Origin of the sequence: Streptomyces sp. DT2A-34, from assembly GCF_030499515.1 — a bacterium.
In the GTDB taxonomy this organism is placed as follows: Bacteria; Actinomycetota; Actinomycetes; order Streptomycetales; family Streptomycetaceae; genus Streptomyces.
Map to the genome: position 1 here is coordinate 435,978 of NZ_JASTWJ010000001.1, position 19,829 is coordinate 455,806.

At 72.3% G+C, this 19,829-nt stretch carries 16 protein-coding genes; 12 read left to right on the plus strand and 4 right to left on the minus strand.

Translation table 11 applies throughout. The features are described 5' to 3' along the window. Positions 1–2: 2 nt before the first annotated feature. The 4 genes from QQM39_RS02075 to QQM39_RS02090 all read left to right on the plus strand — a co-directional run bounded on the left by QQM39_RS02075 (position 3) and on the right by QQM39_RS02090 (position 4,404). Positions 3–1,439, plus strand: a complete 1,437-nt coding sequence (locus QQM39_RS02075; RefSeq protein ID WP_302003446.1) for a rhamnulokinase family protein — start codon at positions 3–5, stop codon at positions 1,437–1,439. 87 nt (positions 1,440–1,526) lie between these two features. After that, positions 1,527–2,282 (plus strand): (Fe-S)-binding protein, encoded by a 756-nt coding sequence (locus QQM39_RS02080; RefSeq protein WP_301994848.1) that lies wholly within the window; start codon positions 1,527–1,529, stop codon positions 2,280–2,282. Continuing rightward, positions 2,279–3,757 carry a LutB/LldF family L-lactate oxidation iron-sulfur protein gene (locus tag QQM39_RS02085; RefSeq protein ID WP_301994849.1) on the plus strand — a complete coding sequence of 493 codons (1,479 nt, stop codon included), beginning with the start codon at positions 2,279–2,281 and terminating at the stop codon, positions 3,755–3,757. The genes QQM39_RS02080 and QQM39_RS02085 overlap by 4 nt, the downstream gene beginning before the upstream one ends. Further along, entirely contained in the window at positions 3,754–4,404 is a 651-nt protein-coding gene (locus QQM39_RS02090; RefSeq protein ID WP_301994850.1) for an LUD domain-containing protein, read from the plus strand. The genes QQM39_RS02085 and QQM39_RS02090 overlap by 4 nt, the downstream gene beginning before the upstream one ends. A gap of 17 nt (positions 4,405–4,421) precedes the next feature. Here the strand turns inward: QQM39_RS02090 and QQM39_RS02095 are convergent, their stop codons facing one another. Further along, positions 4,422–5,960, minus strand: a complete 1,539-nt coding sequence (locus QQM39_RS02095) for an FAD-dependent oxidoreductase (RefSeq protein ID WP_301994851.1) — start codon at positions 5,958–5,960, stop codon at positions 4,422–4,424. 252 nt (positions 5,961–6,212) lie between these two features. Here QQM39_RS02095 and QQM39_RS02100 point away from each other — a divergent pair, with 252 nt between their 5' ends. The 5 genes from QQM39_RS02100 to QQM39_RS02120 all read left to right on the plus strand — a co-directional run bounded on the left by QQM39_RS02100 (position 6,213) and on the right by QQM39_RS02120 (position 11,880). Then, complete coding sequence (locus QQM39_RS02100) at positions 6,213–7,004, plus strand: ABC transporter ATP-binding protein (RefSeq protein ID WP_301994852.1); 792 nt, start codon at positions 6,213–6,215, stop codon at positions 7,002–7,004. 3 nt (positions 7,005–7,007) lie between these two features. Beyond that, positions 7,008–8,318 carry an FtsX-like permease family protein gene (locus tag QQM39_RS02105; protein ID WP_301994853.1) on the plus strand — a complete coding sequence of 437 codons (1,311 nt, stop codon included), beginning with the start codon at positions 7,008–7,010 and terminating at the stop codon, positions 8,316–8,318. Positions 8,319–8,444: 126 nt separating this feature from the next. After that, the gene (locus tag QQM39_RS02110) at positions 8,445–9,320 is read left to right on the plus strand and encodes a MoxR family ATPase (protein ID WP_301994855.1); all 876 of its coding nucleotides are present in this window, start codon (positions 8,445–8,447) and stop codon (positions 9,318–9,320) included. Beyond that, positions 9,317–10,675 (plus strand): VWA domain-containing protein, encoded by a 1,359-nt coding sequence (locus QQM39_RS02115; RefSeq protein WP_301994856.1) that lies wholly within the window; start codon positions 9,317–9,319, stop codon positions 10,673–10,675. Before QQM39_RS02110 ends, QQM39_RS02115 begins: the two co-directional genes overlap by 4 nt. Positions 10,676–10,905: 230 nt before the next feature. Continuing rightward, a complete protein-coding gene (locus QQM39_RS02120; RefSeq protein ID WP_301994858.1) occupies positions 10,906–11,880 on the plus strand; it encodes an NAD(P)-dependent alcohol dehydrogenase in 975 nt (324 codons plus the stop codon). A gap of 51 nt (positions 11,881–11,931) precedes the next feature. Here QQM39_RS02120 and QQM39_RS02125 read toward each other — a convergent pair whose 3' ends face one another. The 3 genes from QQM39_RS02125 to QQM39_RS02135 form a co-directional block, all read right to left on the minus strand. Beyond that, positions 11,932–12,288: a cupin domain-containing protein gene (locus tag QQM39_RS02125; protein ID WP_302003447.1), complete on the minus strand. Its 357-nt coding sequence runs from the start codon at positions 12,286–12,288 to the stop codon at positions 11,932–11,934. Positions 12,289–12,431: 143 nt separating this feature from the next. Beyond that, positions 12,432–13,409, minus strand: a complete 978-nt coding sequence (locus QQM39_RS02130) for a pyridoxal-phosphate dependent enzyme (RefSeq protein ID WP_301994859.1) — start codon at positions 13,407–13,409, stop codon at positions 12,432–12,434. Beyond that, a complete protein-coding gene (locus QQM39_RS02135; RefSeq protein WP_301994860.1) occupies positions 13,406–14,221 on the minus strand; it encodes a transcriptional regulator in 816 nt (271 codons plus the stop codon). The genes QQM39_RS02130 and QQM39_RS02135 overlap by 4 nt, the downstream gene beginning before the upstream one ends. A gap of 170 nt (positions 14,222–14,391) precedes the next feature. On the opposite strand from QQM39_RS02135, the gene QQM39_RS02140 reads away from it, so the two are divergent. From QQM39_RS02140 to QQM39_RS02150, 3 genes are read left to right on the plus strand one after another with little or no spacing between them, the layout of a single operon-like run. Continuing rightward, on the plus strand, positions 14,392–15,573 hold the full coding sequence (locus tag QQM39_RS02140) for a sugar MFS transporter (RefSeq protein ID WP_301994861.1): 1,182 nt from the start codon (positions 14,392–14,394) through the stop codon (positions 15,571–15,573). 37 nt (positions 15,574–15,610) lie between these two features. Further along, on the plus strand, positions 15,611–17,377 hold the full coding sequence (locus QQM39_RS02145) for a glycoside hydrolase family 35 protein (protein WP_301994862.1): 1,767 nt from the start codon (positions 15,611–15,613) through the stop codon (positions 17,375–17,377). Next, positions 17,374–19,746 (plus strand): beta-galactosidase, encoded by a 2,373-nt coding sequence (locus QQM39_RS02150; protein ID WP_301994863.1) that lies wholly within the window; start codon positions 17,374–17,376, stop codon positions 19,744–19,746. Before QQM39_RS02145 ends, QQM39_RS02150 begins: the two co-directional genes overlap by 4 nt. The last annotated feature ends 83 nt before the right edge of the window (positions 19,747–19,829 follow it).

The window sequence follows — 19,829 nt, forward strand, 5'->3', positions numbered from 1 at the left end:
CCGTGAAGTCGTACGCCGCGGTCGACCTGGGCGCCTCCAGCGGGCGGGTCATGGTCGGCCGCGTGGGCCCGGACTCGCTGGAGCTGAGCGAGGCGCACCGCTTCCCGAACCGCCCGGTTCGGGTGCCGGAAGGGCTGCGCTGGGACGTGCTCGCGCTGTACGCGGGTGTCCTGGAGGGGCTGAAGGCCGCCGGGCAGGTCGACTCCGTCGGCATCGACAGCTGGGCCGTGGACTACGGGCTGCTGGACGCCGACGGGGCGCTGCTCGGCAATCCCGTGCACTACCGGGACTCCCGGACGGAAGGGGTCGCCGAGAAGGTGTGGGCGACCGTCCCGGCGGAGGAGCTGTACGCGGCCACCGGGTTGCAGTACGCCCCCTTCAACACGCTGTACCAGCTGGCCGCGGCTCGGAGCTCGGCCCAACTGCCGTACGCCAAGCGCCTGTTGCTCATCCCCGATCTGCTGACCTACTGGCTCACCGGCGAGCAGGGCACCGAGCTCACCAACGCCTCCACCACCCAGCTGATCGATCCCCGGACGCGCGAGTGGTCGTACGACATCGCCTCCCGGCTCGGCATCGACCTGGACCTGTTCGCGCCGCTCAGGCAACCCGGCGATTCCGCGGGGCTGCTGCGCGGCGCGGTGCTGGAGGAGACCGGGCTCACCGGTCCCGTGCCGGTGACGGCGGTCGGGTCGCACGACACCGCCTCCGCCGTGGCCGCCGTCCCGGCCGGGGGCGAGCGGTTCGCGTACATCTGCACCGGCACCTGGTCGCTGGCGGGGCTGGAGCTGAGCGCCCCCGTGCTGACCGAGGAGAGCCGGGCCGCCAACTTCACCAATGAGCTGGGGCTGGACGGCACGGTCCGGTATCTGCGGAACATCATGGGGCTGTGGCTGCTCCAGGAGTGCGTACGGGCTTGGGACGCCCCCGATCTGGGCGGACTGCTGCTCGACGCGTCCAAGGTGCCGGCGCTGCGGTCGGTCGTGGACGCGGGGGACGCGGCGTTCCTGGCACCGGGGCGGATGCCGGAGCGGATCGCCGAGGCGTGCCGTGCCTCGGGGCAGCCGGTGCCCGCCTCGCCCGCCGAGATCACGCGCTGCATCCTCGACTCGCTCGCCCTCGCCCACCGCAGGGCGATCGCCGAGGCCCAGCGGCTGGCCGACCATCCGGTCGACGTCGTGCACGTCGTCGGGGGCGGCACGCGCAACGCTCTGCTGTGCCAGCTGACCGCCGACGCCTGCGGGCTGCCGGTGGTGGCCGGTCCGACCGAGGCCGCCGCCCTGGGGAACGTCCTGGTCCAGGCACGGGCCCACGGGCTGGTCGGCGACCTTGCCGACGGGCGGCGGCTGCTCACTCGTACGCAGCCGTTGACCCGGTACGAGCCGCAGGGGGACGCGGCGCGCTGGAGCGAGGCGGAGGCCCGGCTCGTCCGAGGGTGAACTCACCCGACGGTGAGCGGGGGCTCCCCCGGGCCGCGCGCCCGCACTACCCTGCACTCATCCGATGATCGATCACAAGGAGCCGCGATGCGTGTCGCCCTGTTCCTGACCTGTGTCAACGACACGCTCTATCCGGACACCGGGCGCGCCGTGGTGAAACTGCTGACCAGGCTGGGCGTCGAGGTGGACTTCCCGATGGCCCAGACCTGCTGCGGGCAGGCGCACTACAACACCGGATACCGGCATGAGGCCGAGCCTCTCGCCCGGCATTTCTCCGATGTCTTCGGCGAGTACGAGGCGATCGTCACCCCGTCCGGCTCATGCGGGGCGATGGTGCGGGAGCTGTATCCGCGGATGGGTGAGCGGGCGCGGGCCGAGGGGCGTGGCGACACGCTCGCGGCGACTCTCGCGCCGGTGGTGCCGAAGACGTACGAGCTGACGGAGTTCCTGGTGGACGTGCTGGGGGTGACGGACGTCGGGGCGTACTACCCGCACAAGGTGACCTATCACCCGACCTGCCACGGACTGCGCGGGCTCGGGCTCGGCGAGCGGCCCCGGCGGCTGCTCCAGGCCGTCAAGGGGCTGGAGTTGGCCGAGCTTCCGGGTGCGGACGAGTGCTGCGGGTTCGGTGGCACCTTCGCCCTGAAGAACGCCGATGTCTCGGCGGCGATGGGTGCCGACAAGGTCCGCAACGCCGAGTCGACCGGCGCCCAGGTGCTGTGCGCGGCCGACAACTCCTGTCTGATGCACATCGGCGGGACCATGGCCCGGCTGCGCACCGGCATGCGGCCCGTGCACATCGCGGAGATCCTGGCGAGCACGGAGGAGGAGCCGGCCGTATGAGCGGGACGTTCGTAGGGATGCCGGCCTTTCCGAAGGCCGCGCACGAGGCCGTGCACGACCAGACCCTGCGCGGCAATCTGCGGCATGCCACGCACACGATCCGCGCCAAGCGGGCGGGCGCCGTCGCGGAGGTGTCCGACTGGGCGGAGCTGCGGGAGGCCGGGAAGCGGATCAAGGATCATACGCTGCGTCATCTCGACCGCTACCTCGTGCAGTTGGAAGACGCGGTCACGGCGGCGGGCGGCACGGTGCACTGGGCCGCCGACGCCGACGAGGCCAACCGGATCGTGACGGAACTCGTCAAGGCGACCGGTGAGTCGGAGGTCGTCAAGGTCAAGTCGATGGCCACGCAGGAGATCGGGCTGAACGAGGCCCTGGAGGCGGAGGGCATCCGCGCCTACGAGACCGATCTCGCCGAGCTGATCGTGCAGTTGGGCAAGGACCGGCCCTCGCACATCCTCGTCCCCGCCATCCATCGCAACCGGGGCGAGATCCGGGACATCTTCGAACGCGAGATGAGCGAGTGGGGCCGCCCGGCCCCCGAGGGCCTCACGGACACGCCCGCCGCACTCGCCGAGGCGGCCCGCCTGCACCTGCGCGAGAAGTTCCTGCGCGCCAAGGTCGGCGTCTCCGGCGCCAACTTCATGGTCGCCGAGACCGGCACGCTGGTGGTCGTCGAGTCCGAGGGCAACGGGCGGATGTGCCTGACGCTGCCCGAGACGCTGATCTCGGTCGTCGGCATCGAGAAGATCGTGCCGACGTGGCGGGACCTGGAGGTGTTCCTGCAGACGCTCCCCCGCTCCTCGACGGCCGAGCGCATGAACCCGTACACGTCGACGTGGACCGGTACGACGGACGGCGACGGGCCGAAGCACTTCCACCTCGTCCTGCTCGACAACGGCCGCACCGACACCCTCGCCGACGAGGTAGGCCGCCAGGCCCTGCGCTGCATCCGCTGCTCGGCGTGTCTGAACGTGTGCCCGGTGTACGAGCGGGCCGGCGGGCACGCGTACGGCTCGGTCTACCCGGGTCCGATCGGCGCCATCCTCAGCCCTCAACTGCGGGGCGTGACAAGCGAGATCGACGCCTCGCTGCCGTACGCGTCGTCGTTGTGCGGTGCCTGCTACGAGGTGTGCCCGGTCGCCATCGACATCCCCGAGGTGCTGGTGCATCTGCGGGAGCGGGTCGTACAGGGCGGCGAAGTCACCTCGCAGGGCAACAAGGTGGTGCTGAAGCCCGCGAAGGGGCATGCCGCCGAGCGGGCCGCGATGCGGGCGGCGCGCTGGGCCTTCCGCCACCCGGGTGTCCTGCGCACCGGTCAGCGGCTCGCCTCGCGCACCCGGCGCCTGCATCCGCGGTCGCTGCCGGGTCCGGGCAAGGCGTGGAGCGGCAGCCGGGATCTGCCGGCGGTGCCCGCGGAGCCCTTCCGGGACTGGTGGCAGCGTACGCGGGGCGGAAAGGACGGTGCGAAGTGAGCAGCAGGGAACGGATCCTGGGCCGGGTGCGGCGCGCGCTGGCGGACGTGGCGGACGTACGGCAGGACGACACGCCGTACGAGCAGGCGGTTCCGCGTGACTATCTGCGCGAGCACGGGGAGCGGACTGTCGCGGAGACCGTCGAGCTGCTGGCGGAGAACCTGGCGGACTACCGGGCCGTCGTGCACCGCTGCTCGGCCGCCGATCTTCCGGCGACGATCGCCGGGATGCTCGCCGCGCGGGGTGCGAAGACGGTGCTCGTGCCGCCGGGGCTGGAGCCCGAGTGGCTCTCGGCGACCGACGCGGAGCCGGTCCCGGACCGGACGGAGAGCACCCCGCACGAACTGGACCGCGTCGACAGTGTGATCACGGCGTGCGCGGTGGCCGTCGCCGAGACGGGCACCATCGTCCTGGACGGCTCGGCCGACCAGGGCCGTCGACGTATCACCCTCGTCCCCGACCACCACATCTGTGTCGTACGGGTCCCCGAACAGGTCGTCTCCTCCGTCCCGCAGGCACTCGAACGCCTCGACCCGGGTCGCCCGCTGACGTGGATCTCCGGTCCGTCGGCGACCAGCGACATCGAGCTGGACCGGGTCGAGGGAGTGCACGGTCCGCGCACGCTGGAGGTCGTCCTGGTCGGCTGAGGCCGTGCCCCTGGGCCTCAGATGTCCCGCGGCTCCAGGGGCCGCACCGCCGGGCCCTGCACCACATGGCCGTCCGGATCGAAGCGGGAGCCGTGGCACGGGCATTCCCAGGCCCGTTCCGCGCGGTTGAACGCCACGATGCAGCCCAGGTGCGTGCACTTCGCGGAGACGGCGTGCACCTTGCCGTCCTCGTCGCGGTGGACGGCGCAGCGTTTCCCGGACACATGGACGACCGCGCCGTCGCCGGGGGCGATCTCGTCCACCGACGTGGCCGAGGGGCCCGGCAGGTGCTGGAGCCGGTCGCCGACGAAGTGGCGTGCCACGTCGGCCTGGTGCCTGAGGAAGTCCTTCCCCTCGCGCAGGACGGACGTCACGCGGCGCGGGTCGTACAGGTCGCTCCAGGTGTTCTCGCGGCCGGTGATCAGATCGCACAGGAGGCGGCCCGTCATGACTCCGCTCGCCAGTCCCCAGCCGCCGAAGCCGGTGGCCACGTAGGTGTGCCGGCTCGCGGGGTGCAGCGGGCCGACCAGGGGTACGGAGTCGGTGGGGTCGTTGTCCTGCGTGGCCCACCGGTGCGTGAAGTCGAGGTCTCCGAAGCGCTCGACCGCCCACGCGGACAGGGTCTCGAACCGCGCCTCGACATCGCCGCCGGTGCCCGGGGTGAAGTGCTCTCCGGTGACGATGAGCAGGCGTTTTCCGTCCTCGTAGGGTGCCGTGCGGACGGAGCGGGTGTTCTGCTCGGGGGTGATGTACATGCCGGTCGGAGCGGCGGCCGCGTCGAGGGGAGCGGCGACCACGAGTTCGCGGCGGGGCGAGAGCCGGGTGAACAGCAGGGCCCGGTCGAAGATCGGGTAGTGGGTGGCGACCACGACGGATCGCGCGGTCACCTTCACCCCGTCCTCGGTCGTGAGGACACACCGATCGCCCTCGGAGAGACCGACCACACGCGTGTGCTCGTGCACGCGGCCCCCCAGGCGGCGCAGGTCCTCGGCCAGCGCCAGCAGGTACTTGCGGGGGTGGAACTGCGCCTGCTCCTCGACCCGCACCGCGCCCGCGACCGGGAACGGCAGGTCCGTGTCGGTCACGTACTCGGCGGGCAGCCCCGCCTCCCGGGCCGCGGCGGCCTCGGCCCGCAGCTCGTCGGTGCGGTCGCCCTCCTCGGCGAAGGTGTACGCCGCCGTGCCCTCCCAGTCGCAGTCCACGCCGAGCGCGTCCGCGGTCTCGGCGGCGTGCCGGATCGCGTCCATCTGCGAGGCCGCGAACAGACGCGCCCCCTCCTTGCCGCGGGTGCGGCGCAGCCGGTCGTAGATCAAGGTGTGCTGGGCGCTCAGCTTGGCCGTCGTGTGCCCGGTGACGCCGGTGGCGACGCGGTCCGCCTCCAGTACGGCGACCTCGTGGCCCCGCCGGGCCAGCTCCCAGGCCGTGCTGAGCCCGGCGATGCCCGCGCCCACCACGGCGACCTCGACGGTGAGGTCGCCGTCCGGTGGGGGCGCGAGGTCGCCGGGTGGTGCCGTCTCGATCCAGTACGAGGTGTGGGTGCGGGCCTGATCGTCCATGGCTCCCGGGTTCCCCCGGACCGGCCGGGCCACACGGCGGCGCCGACCGGTTGAACGATGCAACCTCGCGCCCGTCGGTCTTCCGCCGCGCCCACTGGTCCACGCTGCCCCGCAGCCGCCGCGGCAGCGGCTGACCCCAGGTCCGGGGTGTCGTTGAGTACACCCCGCAACACGGGTTCTGCGCCCAGTGTGGTCACGTCGCCGCCTCCGTAGCTTCTTCGGCAGGGCACAGGGAGTGCCGGACGGAGAGTGATGACGATGTTTCGCGCAGGCTCGCGAACGACGCACGACAAGGAGCCCGCCGCCGAGGCGCTCCGGCTCGTCAAGGTCACCAAGACCTACGGTTCACACGACAGCGCCGTGACCGCTCTGGACGGGGTCACCCTCGGTCTGGGGCGGGGCACCTTCACGGCGGTGATGGGGCCGTCGGGGTCCGGCAAGACCACGCTGCTGCACTGCGCGGCCGGGCTCGACCGGCCCGACAGCGGCATCGTGCGGGTGGACGGCACCGAGCTGACCGGGGGCGGCGAGGCCGAGCTGACGAAGTTCCGGCGGGGGCGGATCGGATTCGTGTTCCAGCAGTACAACCTGCTGGAGACGCTGACCGTCGCGCAGAACACGGTGTTGCCGCTCAAGCTCGCCGGGCAGCGCGTGGACCGCGAGCGGGCCAAGGAGGTCCTGACCTCCGTCGGCCTCGGCGACCGGCTCGGGCACCGCCCCGGCCAGTTGTCCGGCGGTCAGCGGCAGCGCGTGGCGATCGCCCGTGCCCTGGTGACGGCGCCCCGGGTGATCTTCGCTGACGAGCCGACCGGCGCCCTGGACACGCGCAGCGCACGCGACGTACTGCGGTTGCTCCAGCAGGCGGTGCGGGTGCACGGCCGGACCGTGGTGATGGTGACCCACGACCCCGTCGCCGCCTCGTACGCGGACTCGGTGCTGTTCCTGGCGGACGGCCGGCTGGCGGGCCGGATGGACGCCCCGGCGGCCGACGCGGTGGCCGAACGCCTCGCGCACCTGGGCGACAACGTGGGGACGGGGGTCTGAACGATGTTCCTGCCGGCCATGCGGTCGATACGGCACCGTCCCGGGCGGTTCCTCGCGACCCTGCTGTCCGCGTTCCTCGGCGCGGCGATCATCATGACGTTCAACTCGATGCACGACACGGCGGCGCAGGACGGCGTCGACGCGACCAGCGCGGAGACGCTGTCCACCGCGGCGGGCGTCGTCGGCGGCTACGGCACCCTGCTGGTGTTCTTCGCCGTCGCCTCGGCCCTGACGGTCAACGTCCGTCAGCGCGCTGCCGAGTTGGCGCTGCTGCGCTGCTCGGGGGCGACTCCGGCGCAGCTCAAGCGGATGGTGGTCGGCGAGGCGGTGGTCGTGGCGGTGGTGGGCGCGGCGCTGGCGATCGGCCCGGCGATGCTGGGGGGTCGGGCGCTGCTGAAGGTGTTCCAGGACAGCGGCCAGGTCGCCGAGTCCGTCGACCATTCCTTCGGCCCGATCGCGCTCATCACGGGCATCGACATCACGCTGCTCGCGTCGGCGGGCGCCGCCTTCCTCGCCGTACGGCGGGCGACGCGCGGGCAAGAACGGCGAGGCGGGGCACGGAAGTTCCTCGCGTACGCCGCGCTGCTCACCGGTGCGGTGTCCGTCTCCTCCACCTTCGTCTTCTCGGCGACGGACGCGGCCCTGATGGCGCCGCCCGCCTACGGGGCGATCCTGCTGTCGGTGGGCTTCGCGCTGATGGCGCCGCGGCTGCTGGAGGGCGTGTCGGCCCGGCTGCCGCTGAGCGGGGCGAGCGGCTGGCTGGCCGTACGGAATCTGCGGGAGCGGGCCGGTCAACTGGCCGGGATCCTGGTGTCGCTGATCCTGTTCACGGCGGTGGCCACGGCCACGCTCACCATGCAGGCGGTGGAGAGCGACGCCGTAGAGGCCTCCGGCCTGACGAAGTCGGTCGACGCCAAGAACCTCGAGACGCTCAACCTCACGGTCGTCGGCATCATCGTGGTCTTCGTCTGGGTGATGCTGATCAACTCGCTTTACGCGGCGACGAGTTACCGCGTCCGGGAGTTCGGTCAACAGCGCCTGGCGGGCGCGACCCCGGGACAGGTGCTCGGGATGGTGGGCGCCGAGACGCTGATCCTGACCGTCACCGGAGTCCTCTTCGGCATGGTGGCCGCGCTGGCCGGGATCGTCCCGTTCACCATGGTCCGCACCGACGGGGTGCTGCCGGGCGAGGTCTACGGCATCGGTGCCGCGGTGGTCGCGGCCGCGGCGGCGGTGACGCTGGGGACGAGCCTGGTCACGGCCCGGCGGATGCTGCGCACTGCGGCGGTCGGGGCGGTCGCGGTGGCGTCATGAGGAGAGCGACCACGGGGGGGGGCGGCTGCTTCGGCGGCCGCCCCTTACGCGGAACCCCCGTGACAACATCGCTGAACAAGCGCTTAGATAGGTGCTCCGACTGTCGCCGCCGAGTTGGAGGCCCCGTTGTTCACATCCGTCGACGACGTCTCCGCACGTCTGGCCGAGACCGGCTATCTCGCCTCGTCCGCCGTCGCCACGACCGTCTTCCTCGCCGACCGTCTCGGCAAGCCACTCCTGGTGGAGGGCCCCGCCGGGGTCGGCAAGACGGAGCTGGCCAAGGCCGTCGCCGAGGTCGCCGGGGCGCGGCTCGTGCGCCTGCAGTGCTACGAGGGGGTCGACGAGTCCCGGGCGCTGTACGAGTGGAACCATGCCAAGCAGCTGCTGCGCATCAGCGCGGGCCGCGACGAGACGTGGGACGAGACGCGCACGGACATCTTCAGCGAGGAGTTCCTGCTCACCCGGCCGCTGCTGACGGCCATCCGGGGCGAGGACCCCAAGGTGCTGCTGATCGACGAGACCGACAAGGCGGACGTCGAGGTGGAGGGCCTGCTCCTGGAGGTGCTCAGCGACTTCCAGGTGACCGTGCCCGAGCTGGGCACCATCACCGCGACGCGCCGCCCGTTCGTCGTCCTCACCTCCAACGCGAGCCGGGAGCTGTCCGAGGCGCTGCGCCGCCGCTGCCTCTTCCTGCACTTCGGCTTCCCCGACGAGGAGCTGGAGCGCCGGATCGTACGGCTGAAGGTGCCGGGGCTCGACGAGACGCTGGCCCGCTCGGTCGTACGGGTCGTGGGTGCGCTGCGGGCGATGGACCTGCGCAAGGTGCCGTCGGTCGCCGAGACCATCGACTGGGCGCGCACGCTGCTCGCGCTCGGCGCCGACACCCTGGACGAGACGGTCGTACAGGCCAGCCTCGGCGTGCTCCTCAAGCACCAGGACGACATCCTCAAGGCGTCCGCCAAGCTGGACCTGGACACCCTGGACACCCTGGACGCCCTGTGACCACACCCGCGGGCGTCGCCGAGCGGCTGACGTCCCTCGTCGGCGCCCTGCGCGCGCACGGCGTCCGGATCGGTACCGGCGAGACCGTGGACGCGGCGCGGGCGGTGGAGGCGCTCGGCCTCGCGGACCGGGAGCTGCTGCGCGAGGGGCTGGCGGCGACACTGCTGCACGGCACCGGCCAGCGGCAGGTGTTCGACCCGGTCTTCGACCTGTACTTTCCGCGCGGGGTCGGCGGTCCGGAGCAGAAGGCCGCCGGACGGGACGATCTGCGCGAACGGCTGGCGGCCGCACTCACCGCCGACGACCGGGCGATGATGAGCCGGTTGGCGGTCGAGGCGGTCGACGGTTTCGGTGGCTACGGTTCCTCGCCGGAGTCGGACGGCTGGTCGTCGTACCAGGCACTGGAACGGCTGCGCCCGCAGACCCTGCTCGCCCGCGTCCGCGACAACGTCCGGTCGCGGGGCGGTAGTTCGGGGTTCGCCGACCGGCTGCTGGAGGACGAGATCCGGCAGCGCATCGAGGTGTTCCGGGCGATGGTGGCCGCGGAGGCGCGGCGCCGGGTCGCCGAGCGGCGCGGCCGCGACGAGATCGCCCGGCGGGCAGTGACGCCGACCGCCGACCGGGTGGACTTCCTGTTCGCCGGGAAGGCTCAACTGGCCGAGCTGCGCCGGGCGGTTCAGCCGCTCGCCCGCAAGCTCGCGACCCGGCTCGCGGCCCGTCGCCGCCGTGCCTCCAGGGGCTCGATCGATCTACGGCGGACCCTGCGCGGGTCGCTGTCGACGGGTGGGGTGCCGATGAAGCCGGTGCTGCGCCGGCGGCGTCCCGTCCGGCCCGAACTGGTGCTGCTGTGCGATGTGTCGGGCTCGGTGTCCGGGTTCTCGGACTTCACGATGCTGCTGGTGCAGGCTCTGCACGACCAGTTCAGCAAGGTGCGCGTGTTCGCCTTCGTCAACCGGATCGACGAGGTGACCGGGCTGCTCGAGCGCGGCACCGCCGACCCGGAAGGGCTCAGTGCTCGCATCGAGGCGGAGGCCACGCTCACCGGCTACCACGGCAGCAGCGACTACGGCATGGCGCTGGGCGAATTCGCCGAGCGCTACGGCGACGCGGTCGGCCCGCGCACGACCGTGTTCGTCCTCGGCGACGCCCGCACCAACATGAGCGACCCGAACCTGCCGGCCGTCCGGGAGATCGCCGAACGGGCGCGCCGCGTCTACTGGTTGAACCCCGAACAGCGCTCCCGCTGGGGCACCGGTGACTCCGCCGCGCCCGCCTACGCCGAGCTGGTCGAGATGCACGAGTGCCGCACCGCCCGGCAGCTCAGCACGCTGGTGGCGCGCCTGCTGCCGGTGTGATCAGGGGCGATCAGGGGGCGTCAGGCGGCGGCGAGCCGTGGGGAGACGGCGACCGGACCGGCCGCCGGGCCGGCCTTGACCTGCCGCGAGATGGGGCGACTCGGAGGCAGTGTAAACCGATCGGTTCCCCGGGGTAAGGCCGGGATCGGCCCCGGAGAAAATCAGGGTTCATCCCCGATATCCGGTTCCGTGGGCATTGCGTACTGTCGCCGGCAACAGAGGGGGACTCCATGAAGGCAGTGGTGCAGGACCGCTACGGCTCGGCGGACACGCTGGAGTTCAGGGACTTCGACACTCCGGTGCCGGCGGCCGACGAGGTGCTGGTGCGGGTGCACGCGGCCTCGGTCAACGCCTACGACTGGCACCTGATGCACGGCGACCCGAAGATCGCCCGTCTGGCGTTCGGACTCTCCAGGCCGAAGGCCAGGGTCCGGGGCCGGGACTTCGCCGGCCGCGTCGAAGCGGTGGGCAGCGGGGTCGTGGGGCTCGAGCCCGGCGACGAGGTGTTCGGCGAGGCCGACGGCGCCTTCGCGGAGTTCGTGTGCGCCAAGGACGGCATGGTGGGCCCGAAGCCGGCCAACCTGACCTTCGAGCAGGCGGCCGCGATACCCCTGGCGGGGAACACCGCCCTCATCGGACTGCGGGACGTGGGCCGGGTGCAGCGGGGCCAGACGGTCCTGGTCAACGGTGCGTCGGGCGGTGTGGGCACGTTCGCCGTGCAGCTCGCCAAGGCGTACGGCGCCGAGGTGACCGCGGTGTGCAGCACGAGGAACGTGGACCTGGTCCGCTCACTCGGCGCGGATCACGTCATCGACTACACCCGCGAGGACTTCACCCGGGGCGGCCGGCGGTACGACGTCGTACTGGACCTGGTGGGCAACCACTCGCTGGCCGAGTTCCGGCGCGCGATCACTCCCACCGGCACGCTCGTGCTGTCCGGCGGCGGCGTGTACGAGGGCGGCAGCGTCGTCGGACCGATGGGGCTCTTCTTCAAGAGGCGGCTGGCGGCGCCCTTCGCCCGCCAGCGGCTGCTCGAACTCCCGGCCAGGCAGAGCAGGGCGAACCTCGCGGCGCTGCGCGAACTCGCGGAGTCCGGGAAAATCGCCCCGGTCGTCGAGCGGACGTATCCGCTGAGCGAGGCGGCCGAGGCGATCCGGTACGTGGAGGTGGAGCACGCGCGCGCGAAGGTCGTCGTCACCGTGTGACGAGCCGGCGCGGGACGGCCGGCACTACTTCTTCGCGTACTCCCTCGCCGGCTACTTCTTCGCGTACTCCCTCGCCGTCTGCCCCTGGAAGTCGTAGACCACGACCTGCTCGTCACCCACGACCCAGGCGTCATGACCGGGGGAGCAGACGAAGACGTCTCCGGGGCCGACTTCCTGTTCGCCGCCCTCGTCCATGCGGATGTGCAGACGGCCCTGGGCCATGTAGCAGTTGTGGTGCATCTGACAGCTCTCGGTGCCCGCGATCGGGCCCACGGACTCCGACCAGCGCCAGCCGGGCTCGAAAGTCGCCACGGCGAAGTCGAGATCCGTCATGTGGACGGCTTCGAGGTGGCCGCGGGGGAAATCACGGCGCTCGTCGGGCTTCTCGAGCGGCTTCACTTCCAACACCATGACGCACTCCCTTCCGGCCGCGGTTCACCGCGGCCTGGGCCGGTCTCCCCGGCGGCCCTGGGCATCGCCGTCGGCGGTCGGCCCCCTACCACTCCATCGTCCGCCCGTCCATCCGGAGCCGCCAATCGGGGAACGCCCGCTCAGGCCCGCTTCCCGCAGAGTTCGGCGAAGCGCTCGGCGTCGACGTTGCCGCCGGAGACGATCACGCCGACCCGGCGCGGCAGCGCACCCGCCCGGCCGGTGAGCAGGGCGGCCAGCGGGGTGGCCCCGCTCGGCTCGACGACGATCTTCAGGCGTTCGAACGCGAACCGCATCGCGTCCCGGATGTCGTCGTCGCCGACCAGCGCGATCTCGTCGACGAGCCGCCGGTTCACGGAGAAGGTCAGCTCCCCGGGTGTGTGCAGGGCCTGCCCGTCGGCGATGGTGTGCGGCACCGGGATGCTGATGCGCCGCCCCGCTTCCAGGGATCGCTTGGTGTCGTCGCCGGCCTCCGGCTCGACGCCGATCATCCGGATGTCCGGGTGCAGGCCCTTGGCCACCGTGGAGCTGCCGGCGATCAGTCCGCCGCCCCCGACCGGCGTGATGAGTGCGCCCAACTCCCCCACCTCTTCGAGCAGTTCGAGGGACGCGGTGCCCTGACCCGCGATGACATGCGGGTGCTCGTAGGGCGGAATGAGGGCGAGGCCGCGCTCGGCGGCCAGGGCCTCGCCGATCGCGACGCGGTCCCCGGTGTAGCGGTCGTACGTGACGATCTCGGCGCCGTAGCCGAGGGTCGCCGCCCGCTTCGACGGCGGGGCGTCCTCGGGCATGACGATCACCGCGGTGGTGCCGAGTTCCCGGGCGGCCAGGGCGACGGCCTGGGCGTGGTTCCCGGAGGAGTAGGCGGCGATTCCGCGGGTGAGCTGCTCCGGCGTCAGCCGCGAGGCCGCGTTGTAGGCGCCGCGGAACTTGAAGGCGCCGACGCGCTGGAAGTTCTCGCACTTGAGGAAGACCTCGGCACCGACGAGTTCGTCGAGTGTCCGCGAGCGCAGCACCGGCGTGCGGTGCGCGACGCCCTTGAGGCGCGCGGCGGCATCACGGACGTCGTCGAGGGTGACCGGCGGGGTGGTGGTCGTCACGCGTGTCCTCCAGGGGATGTCTTGTCGGTGGCTGCACGGTCGGTCACGCGGTCGGTTGTGCGGTCGGTCGCGCGGTCCGGCGCTCGATCGGTCGCTCCGTCTGCCGCCGCCCGGTCCGTCACCCGGTCCGTCACCCGGTCCGTCGCCGTCCGGGCATCGGCCCGCGCCTGCGACAGATAGCTGTACGCGGACGCACGGGAGATGCCGAGCCGTGCCGCGACCTGTTCGATCGCGCGCCGCACCCCGAAGACGCCCCGCTCGTCCAGGCCACGGAACAGCTCCAGGCGGTGGGCGCGGTCGAGAGCGGCCCAACTGCCGTTCTGCCGGAGCTGGTGGGCGTCGAGGATGGCGTCGACGACGGAGTCGATGTCGTTGCCGAAGGTGGTGACCGGCACCTCGGCCGGGGTGCCGCCGATGCCGGCGAGGGCGCCGAGCAGGGCGTGGGCGTCACTGACGGCGGTGACGTCGAGGTTGACGCAGAGGGCGCCGAACACGGTGCCGGTGGAGTCCCGCAGCACCATGGTGGACGCCTTGACCAGCTTGCCGTTACGGGTCCGGGTGACGTAGTTCAGCTCGTCACCCGCCCCGTCGCCGCGCGCGACGATCCGCATGCCGATCTCGCTCATCGCCCCGCCCACGGCCCGCCCGGTCACCGAACCGGCCACGGCGACCACGGACTTCTCCGGCCGCCGGTAGTCATGCAGGACCACCTCGCACATCGGCCCGAACGTGGCCGCGAGCCCGTCTGCGACCGGCGTCAGCGCGGCGACGATCGCGTCCCGCTCGGATTCCAGGGCCTGTTCGGCCGCCATCGCGCACTCCCCGTCCGCCGTCGGGCCGGCGTTCCGCCCCTCCAGCCGTCCATCAAGCCGCCTCTAGACTACATGTCCAGATCCTGTACGCACAGTCCAGGATGCCATCTCCCCCGGAGTACGGCACGGATCTTGACGAGCGCCGTGATGTTACCGGTAACATCACGCCCATGACAGTGACGTCGGCACCCCCGCACCCCCGGGCGCCCCGGGTGTTCAGCCCCGCCGCCGTAGTCGCCTCCTGCGTGGGCTTCATGCTCATCGGCGTCCTCCAGGCCCTGTACGGCCCCGCGATCCCCGCCTTCCGCGAGGAGTTCGGCCTGTCACCGTCGGCGGCCGGCCTCGGGCTGAGCGCGCACTTCGTCGGCGGGGTGGCCGGCGTGCTGCTCTTCGACCGGCTCTACGGCAGCATCGGCAACCGGCGGATCCTGGGCGCCTCGTATCTGCTGATGGCCGCCGGCGCGGCCGGTTTCGCGCTGGCGCCGAACTGGCCGGCCGCCCTGGCCATGGCCCTGCTGGCCGGGCTCGGCTTCGGCGGTATCGACTACGGCCTCAACCAGCTGTTCGCCGTCGGCTTCGGCCACCGCTCAACCGCCATGCTCAACATCCTCAACGCCCACTTCGGCATCGGCGCGATCCTCGGCCCGGTGCTGATCGGTGTGGTGGGTGCCCAGCACTACCCGGCCGTCTTCCTCGGCTTCGCGCTGGCCAACCTGCCGCTGCTGCTGTGCCTGCGCGGCGTGCGCGACCGGGCACCGCAGCCGTCCGAGACGACCGGCGAGTCCTACGGCGGCCAGGTCCTCGCCCGCAGCCTCGGCTCCGTACTCGCCGTCTTCGTCGCCCTGTATGTCCTGCACGTCGGCATCGAGGCCGGTGTCGGCGGCTGGGAACCGACCCATCTGCAGACCGTCGGCCACAGCGCCGGATTCGCCGCCACGGCCACGTCCGCGTACTGGCTGATGATGACCGTCGGCCGCTTCCTGGTCGCCCCGATCGCGCTGCGCTTCTCGGCCCAGGCCATCATCACGGTCTCCTGCGCGGGCATGACGGTGTGCCTGCTGCTCGCCACCATCCCGGCACTGGCCCCGTACGCGTACGCCGGGGTCGGCCTGTTCATCGCGCCGATCTTCCCCACCGGCCTGCCGTGGCTCAACCGGGCGGCCCCGCAGGCTCGCAGGGCGGGAGCGGTGGTCATCGCCGCCTCCATGGCCGGCGGCGTGGTGGCGGGTCCGGCGTTGGGCAAGGCCATCGAGTGGTCCGGGATCCGCGCGGTCCCGCTCCTGCTGTCCGGCGTCTCGGCACTGTGCCTGGCCGCCACGCTCTGGCTGATCCGCAGTACCCGAACTCGCTGAACCCGCTGCGCACTTCATGGTGAAGGGAAGCTTCCGTATGTCCGCTCTGACGACGTCCCCCGACGGTTTTCTGCTGCACGGCGAGCCGTTCCGGATCATCTCCGGCGCGATGCACTACTTCCGGATCCACCCCGACCAGTGGGCCGACCGACTGCGCAAGGCCCGCCTCATGGGGCTCAACTCGGTGGAGACGTATGTGCCGTGGAACCTCCACCAGCCCGATCCGGACGGCCCCCTCGTCCTCGACGGCTTCCTCGACCTGCCCCGCTATCTGCGCCTCGCCCGCGACGAGGGCCTGCACGTCCTGCTGCGCCCGGGGCCGTTCATCTGCGCCGAGTGGGACGACGGCGGTCTGCCCGCGTGGCTGATCGCGGACCACGACATCCGGCTGCGCACCGGCGACCCGCGCTTCACCGGGGCGATCGACCGCTACCTCGACGCTCTGTTGCCTGCGCTGCTGCCGCACATGGCCGCGGCGGGCGGCCCGGTGATCGCCGTACAGGTGGAGAACGAGTACGGGGCCTACGGCGACGACTCCGCCTACCTCAAGCACCTCGAACAGGCCTTCCGCTCCCGCGGTGTCGAGGAGCTGCTCTTCACCTGCGACCAGGCCGACCCGGAGCACCTGGCCACCGGAAGCCTCCCCGGGGTCCTGGCCACGGCCACCTTCGGCAGCCGGGTCGACCAGAACCTGGCGGAGCTGCGCCGGCACCAGCCCGAGGGCCCCCTGATGTGCGCGGAGTTCTGGATCGGCTGGTTCGACCACTGGGGCGGTCCCCACCATGTGCGGGACGCCGCCGACGCCGCCGCCGATCTGGACCGGCTGCTGTCCGCGGGTGCCTCGGTCAACATCTACATGTTCCACGGCGGCACCAACTTCGGCTTCACCAACGGCGCCAACCACAAGCACGCCTACGAGCCCACCGTCACGTCCTACGACTACGACGCGGCCCTCACCGAGTGCGGCGACCCCGGCCCCAAGTACCACGCCTTCCGCGAGGTCATCGCCCGCCACGCGCCCGTCCCCGACGAGCCGGCCCCCGCGCCCGCGCCCAAACTCCCGCCCACGACAGTCGAGTTGGACCGCCGGGCCCCGCTCCTCCCGCACGCGTCCACCCTCGCCGAGCCGGTCCGCTCCGACGACCCGGCCACGATGAACGACCTGGGCCTGCAGACCGGTTACGCCCTCTACCGCACGACCTTCGAGGCGGCGGGCGACGGCCTGCTGCACTTCGCGGGCGGTGTCGGCGACCGCGCCCAGGTCTTCGTCGACGGCGCCCCCGTCGGCGTCCTCGAACGCGAACGGCACGACGAGGCCCTCCCCGTACGCGTCCCGCGCCCCGGCGCCACGCTGGAGGTCCTCGTCGAGAACATGGGCGGCGTCAACTACGGCCCCCGCATCGGCGCTCCCAAAGGCCTCCTCGGCCCTGTCTCCTTCAACGGCACGGCCCTGCGCGGCTGGGACTGCCACCCCCTGCCCCTCGACACCCTGGACGCCGTGCCGTTCGAGCCGTCCGAGGCGACCGCGGCCGCCGAACCCGCCTTCCACCACGGCACCTTCGAGGTGGACGCCCCGGCCGACACCTTCCTCGCCCTGCCTGGCTGGACCAAGGGCCAGGCCTGGATCAACGGCTTCCACCTCGGCCGCTACTGGAACCGCGGTCCGCAGCACACCCTGTACGTCCCCGCCCCGGTCCTGCGCCCGGGCATCAACGACCTCGTCGTCCTGGAGCTGCACGCCACCACCGACACCCGCGCCCAGCTCACCGACACCGCCGACCTGGGACCGGAGAACACCTGGTGACCCGCCCACACCGCCTGCGCATCCCCGCACCCGCCGCTCCCCCGCTGACGGGTCACCTCCCCTTCGCCGACGCGCCCGGCGTCACCGACCCGATCGAGGTGACCAGCCGCTGGCTCACCCGCGGGGGCCGCCCCTGGTTCCCGGTCTCCGGCGAGTTCCACTACTCCCGCTACCCCGCCGGGGAGTGGGAGGAGGAACTGCTGAAGATGAAGGCGGGCGGCGTGACCGCCGTGGCCTCCTACATCATCTGGATCCACCACGAGGAGATCGCGGGCCGCGTCCGCTTCGACGGCAACCGCGACCTGCGCCGCTTCGCCGAACTGTGCGCCCGCCACGGCCTGGACTTCATCCCGCGCATCGGCCCCTGGTCCCACGCGGAGGTCCGGGGCGGCGGCCTGCCCGACTGGCTCCTGGCCCGCGACTGCACACCCCGCACCGACGACCCGGCGTATCTGGAGCCGGTGCGCGGCTGGTTCGCGGCCGTCGCCGAGCAGCTGCGCGGCCTCGACCGCGGCCACGGCGACCCGATCATCGCGATCCAGATCGAGAACGAGCTCTACGACCAGCCCGGTCACCTGCGGACGCTGAAGCGCATGGCCCAGGAAGCCGGCCTCGGCGCGCCGATGTGGACGTCGACCGCGTGGGGCGGCGTCCAGCTGCCGGGCGACGAACTGCTCCCCCTGTACGGCGGCTACCCCGAGGCCTTCTGGACCGAGGCGGACGGCGGCTGGCCCGACACCTGCCGCAAGCACTTCTTCTTCACCCACCAACGCGACGACGAGGGCATCGGCGCCGATCTGCGGCCGACCACCGTCCGGGGCGGCGACCCGGACGCCTTCGCGGACCGATTCCCCTGGGCCACCTGCGAGTTGGGCGGCGGCATGGCGGTGGCCTACCACCGGCGGCCGCGTCTGGACGCCGCCGACATCGGCGCGCTCGGGCTCACCAAGATCGGCTGCGGCTCGGTGTGGCAGGGCTACTACATGTTCCACGGCGGCACGAATCCGGCCGGGGAGCTGTCCGCACTCCAGGAGTCCCACGCCACCGGCTACCCCAACGACCTGCCCGTCCTGACGTACGACTTCCAGACGCCCCTTGGCGAGTACGGCCAGTACCGCCCCTCGTACGACGAACTGCGCCTCCAGCACCTGCTGTTGGCGGACTTCGGCCACCTCATCGCCCCCATGGGGTCCGTGCTGCCGGAACAGCGGCCCGACGGCCAGCACGACCGGGACACCCTGCGCTGGGCGGTCCGCGCGGACGGCACCTCGGGCTTCCTGTTCGTCAACAACCACCAGCCGCACGAACCCCTGCCCGACCGTCCGGACACCTCCTTCACGGTCGAATTCCCGGGCGGCGCAGGGACGTTGACGCTGCCCAGCTCGCCGGTGACCGTGCCCGCGGGTGCCTATTTCTGCTGGCCGCTGCGGCTCGACGTCGCGGGTGTGCGGCTGGAGTGGGCGACCGCGCAGCCGGTGTGCACGCTCGGCCCGGACGGCCGTCCGGTCCTGGTGCTGGCCGCCACCGACGGCATCGCGCCCGAACTCGCCCTGGACGCGGGCACGGTGAAGTCGGTGAGCGCGCCGTCCGGGGACGTCGCCGAGGCCGACGGCCGGATCCTGGTGACCGGGCTGCGGCCCGGCACCGACGCGCTGGTCGAGGTGGAGGCGGTGGACGGCCGGCGGGTCGGTCTGCTGGTGCTGGACGCGGCGACGGCTCGTACCGTCTACCGGGGCGAGGCAGGGGGCGCCGAGCGGCTGGTGCTGTGCGCGGACGGAGTCGTCTTCGACCGCGGCGAGGTACGGGTGCACAGCACTGCCGTACGGCCGTCGTTCGCCGTGCTGCCCGCGCCGGAGCATGCGCTGGTGGTCGACGGTCGGACGGTGACCGGTGAGGCGGACGGGGTGTTCGCCCGCTACACCGTCGGGGGCGGCGGCGCGGAGGGCGAGGCTTCCGCGGTGCCGGTCACCCTCGTCCGGCCTGCCGGTCCGGCGCCCGAGCCCTCGACGGGCGTGCTGGGCCGGGCGAGCGCGCCCGCGGACAAGTACTTCGACTCTGTGGCCGCCGAGTACCGCATCGACGTACCGGAGGATCTCCCGGACGGCACCGTCCTGCGGCTGCACTGGAGCGGGGACGTGGGGCGGGCGTACGTGGGGGACACCCTGGTCGCCGACCAGTTCTTCTCGGGGCGGTTCTGGGACATCGGACGGCTCCCGGCGGGAGCGGTGCTGCGGGTGCGGGTGCTCCCGCTGCACGCCGACGCCATGGTCCACGTGCCGCAGAACGCCAGGGAGGCGGCGGGGACGGCTGCCGTGACGCGGGCCGAGTGGATCAGCAGCCGGACGTGGGCGGTCCGACCGACCGGCTGAGGCTGCGCCCGTCCGGGATCCCGTCCCGTCGGCCTGCCTATGCTGGGGGTCTGCCGGGGCGGGACACCACCGCCGTGCCGACG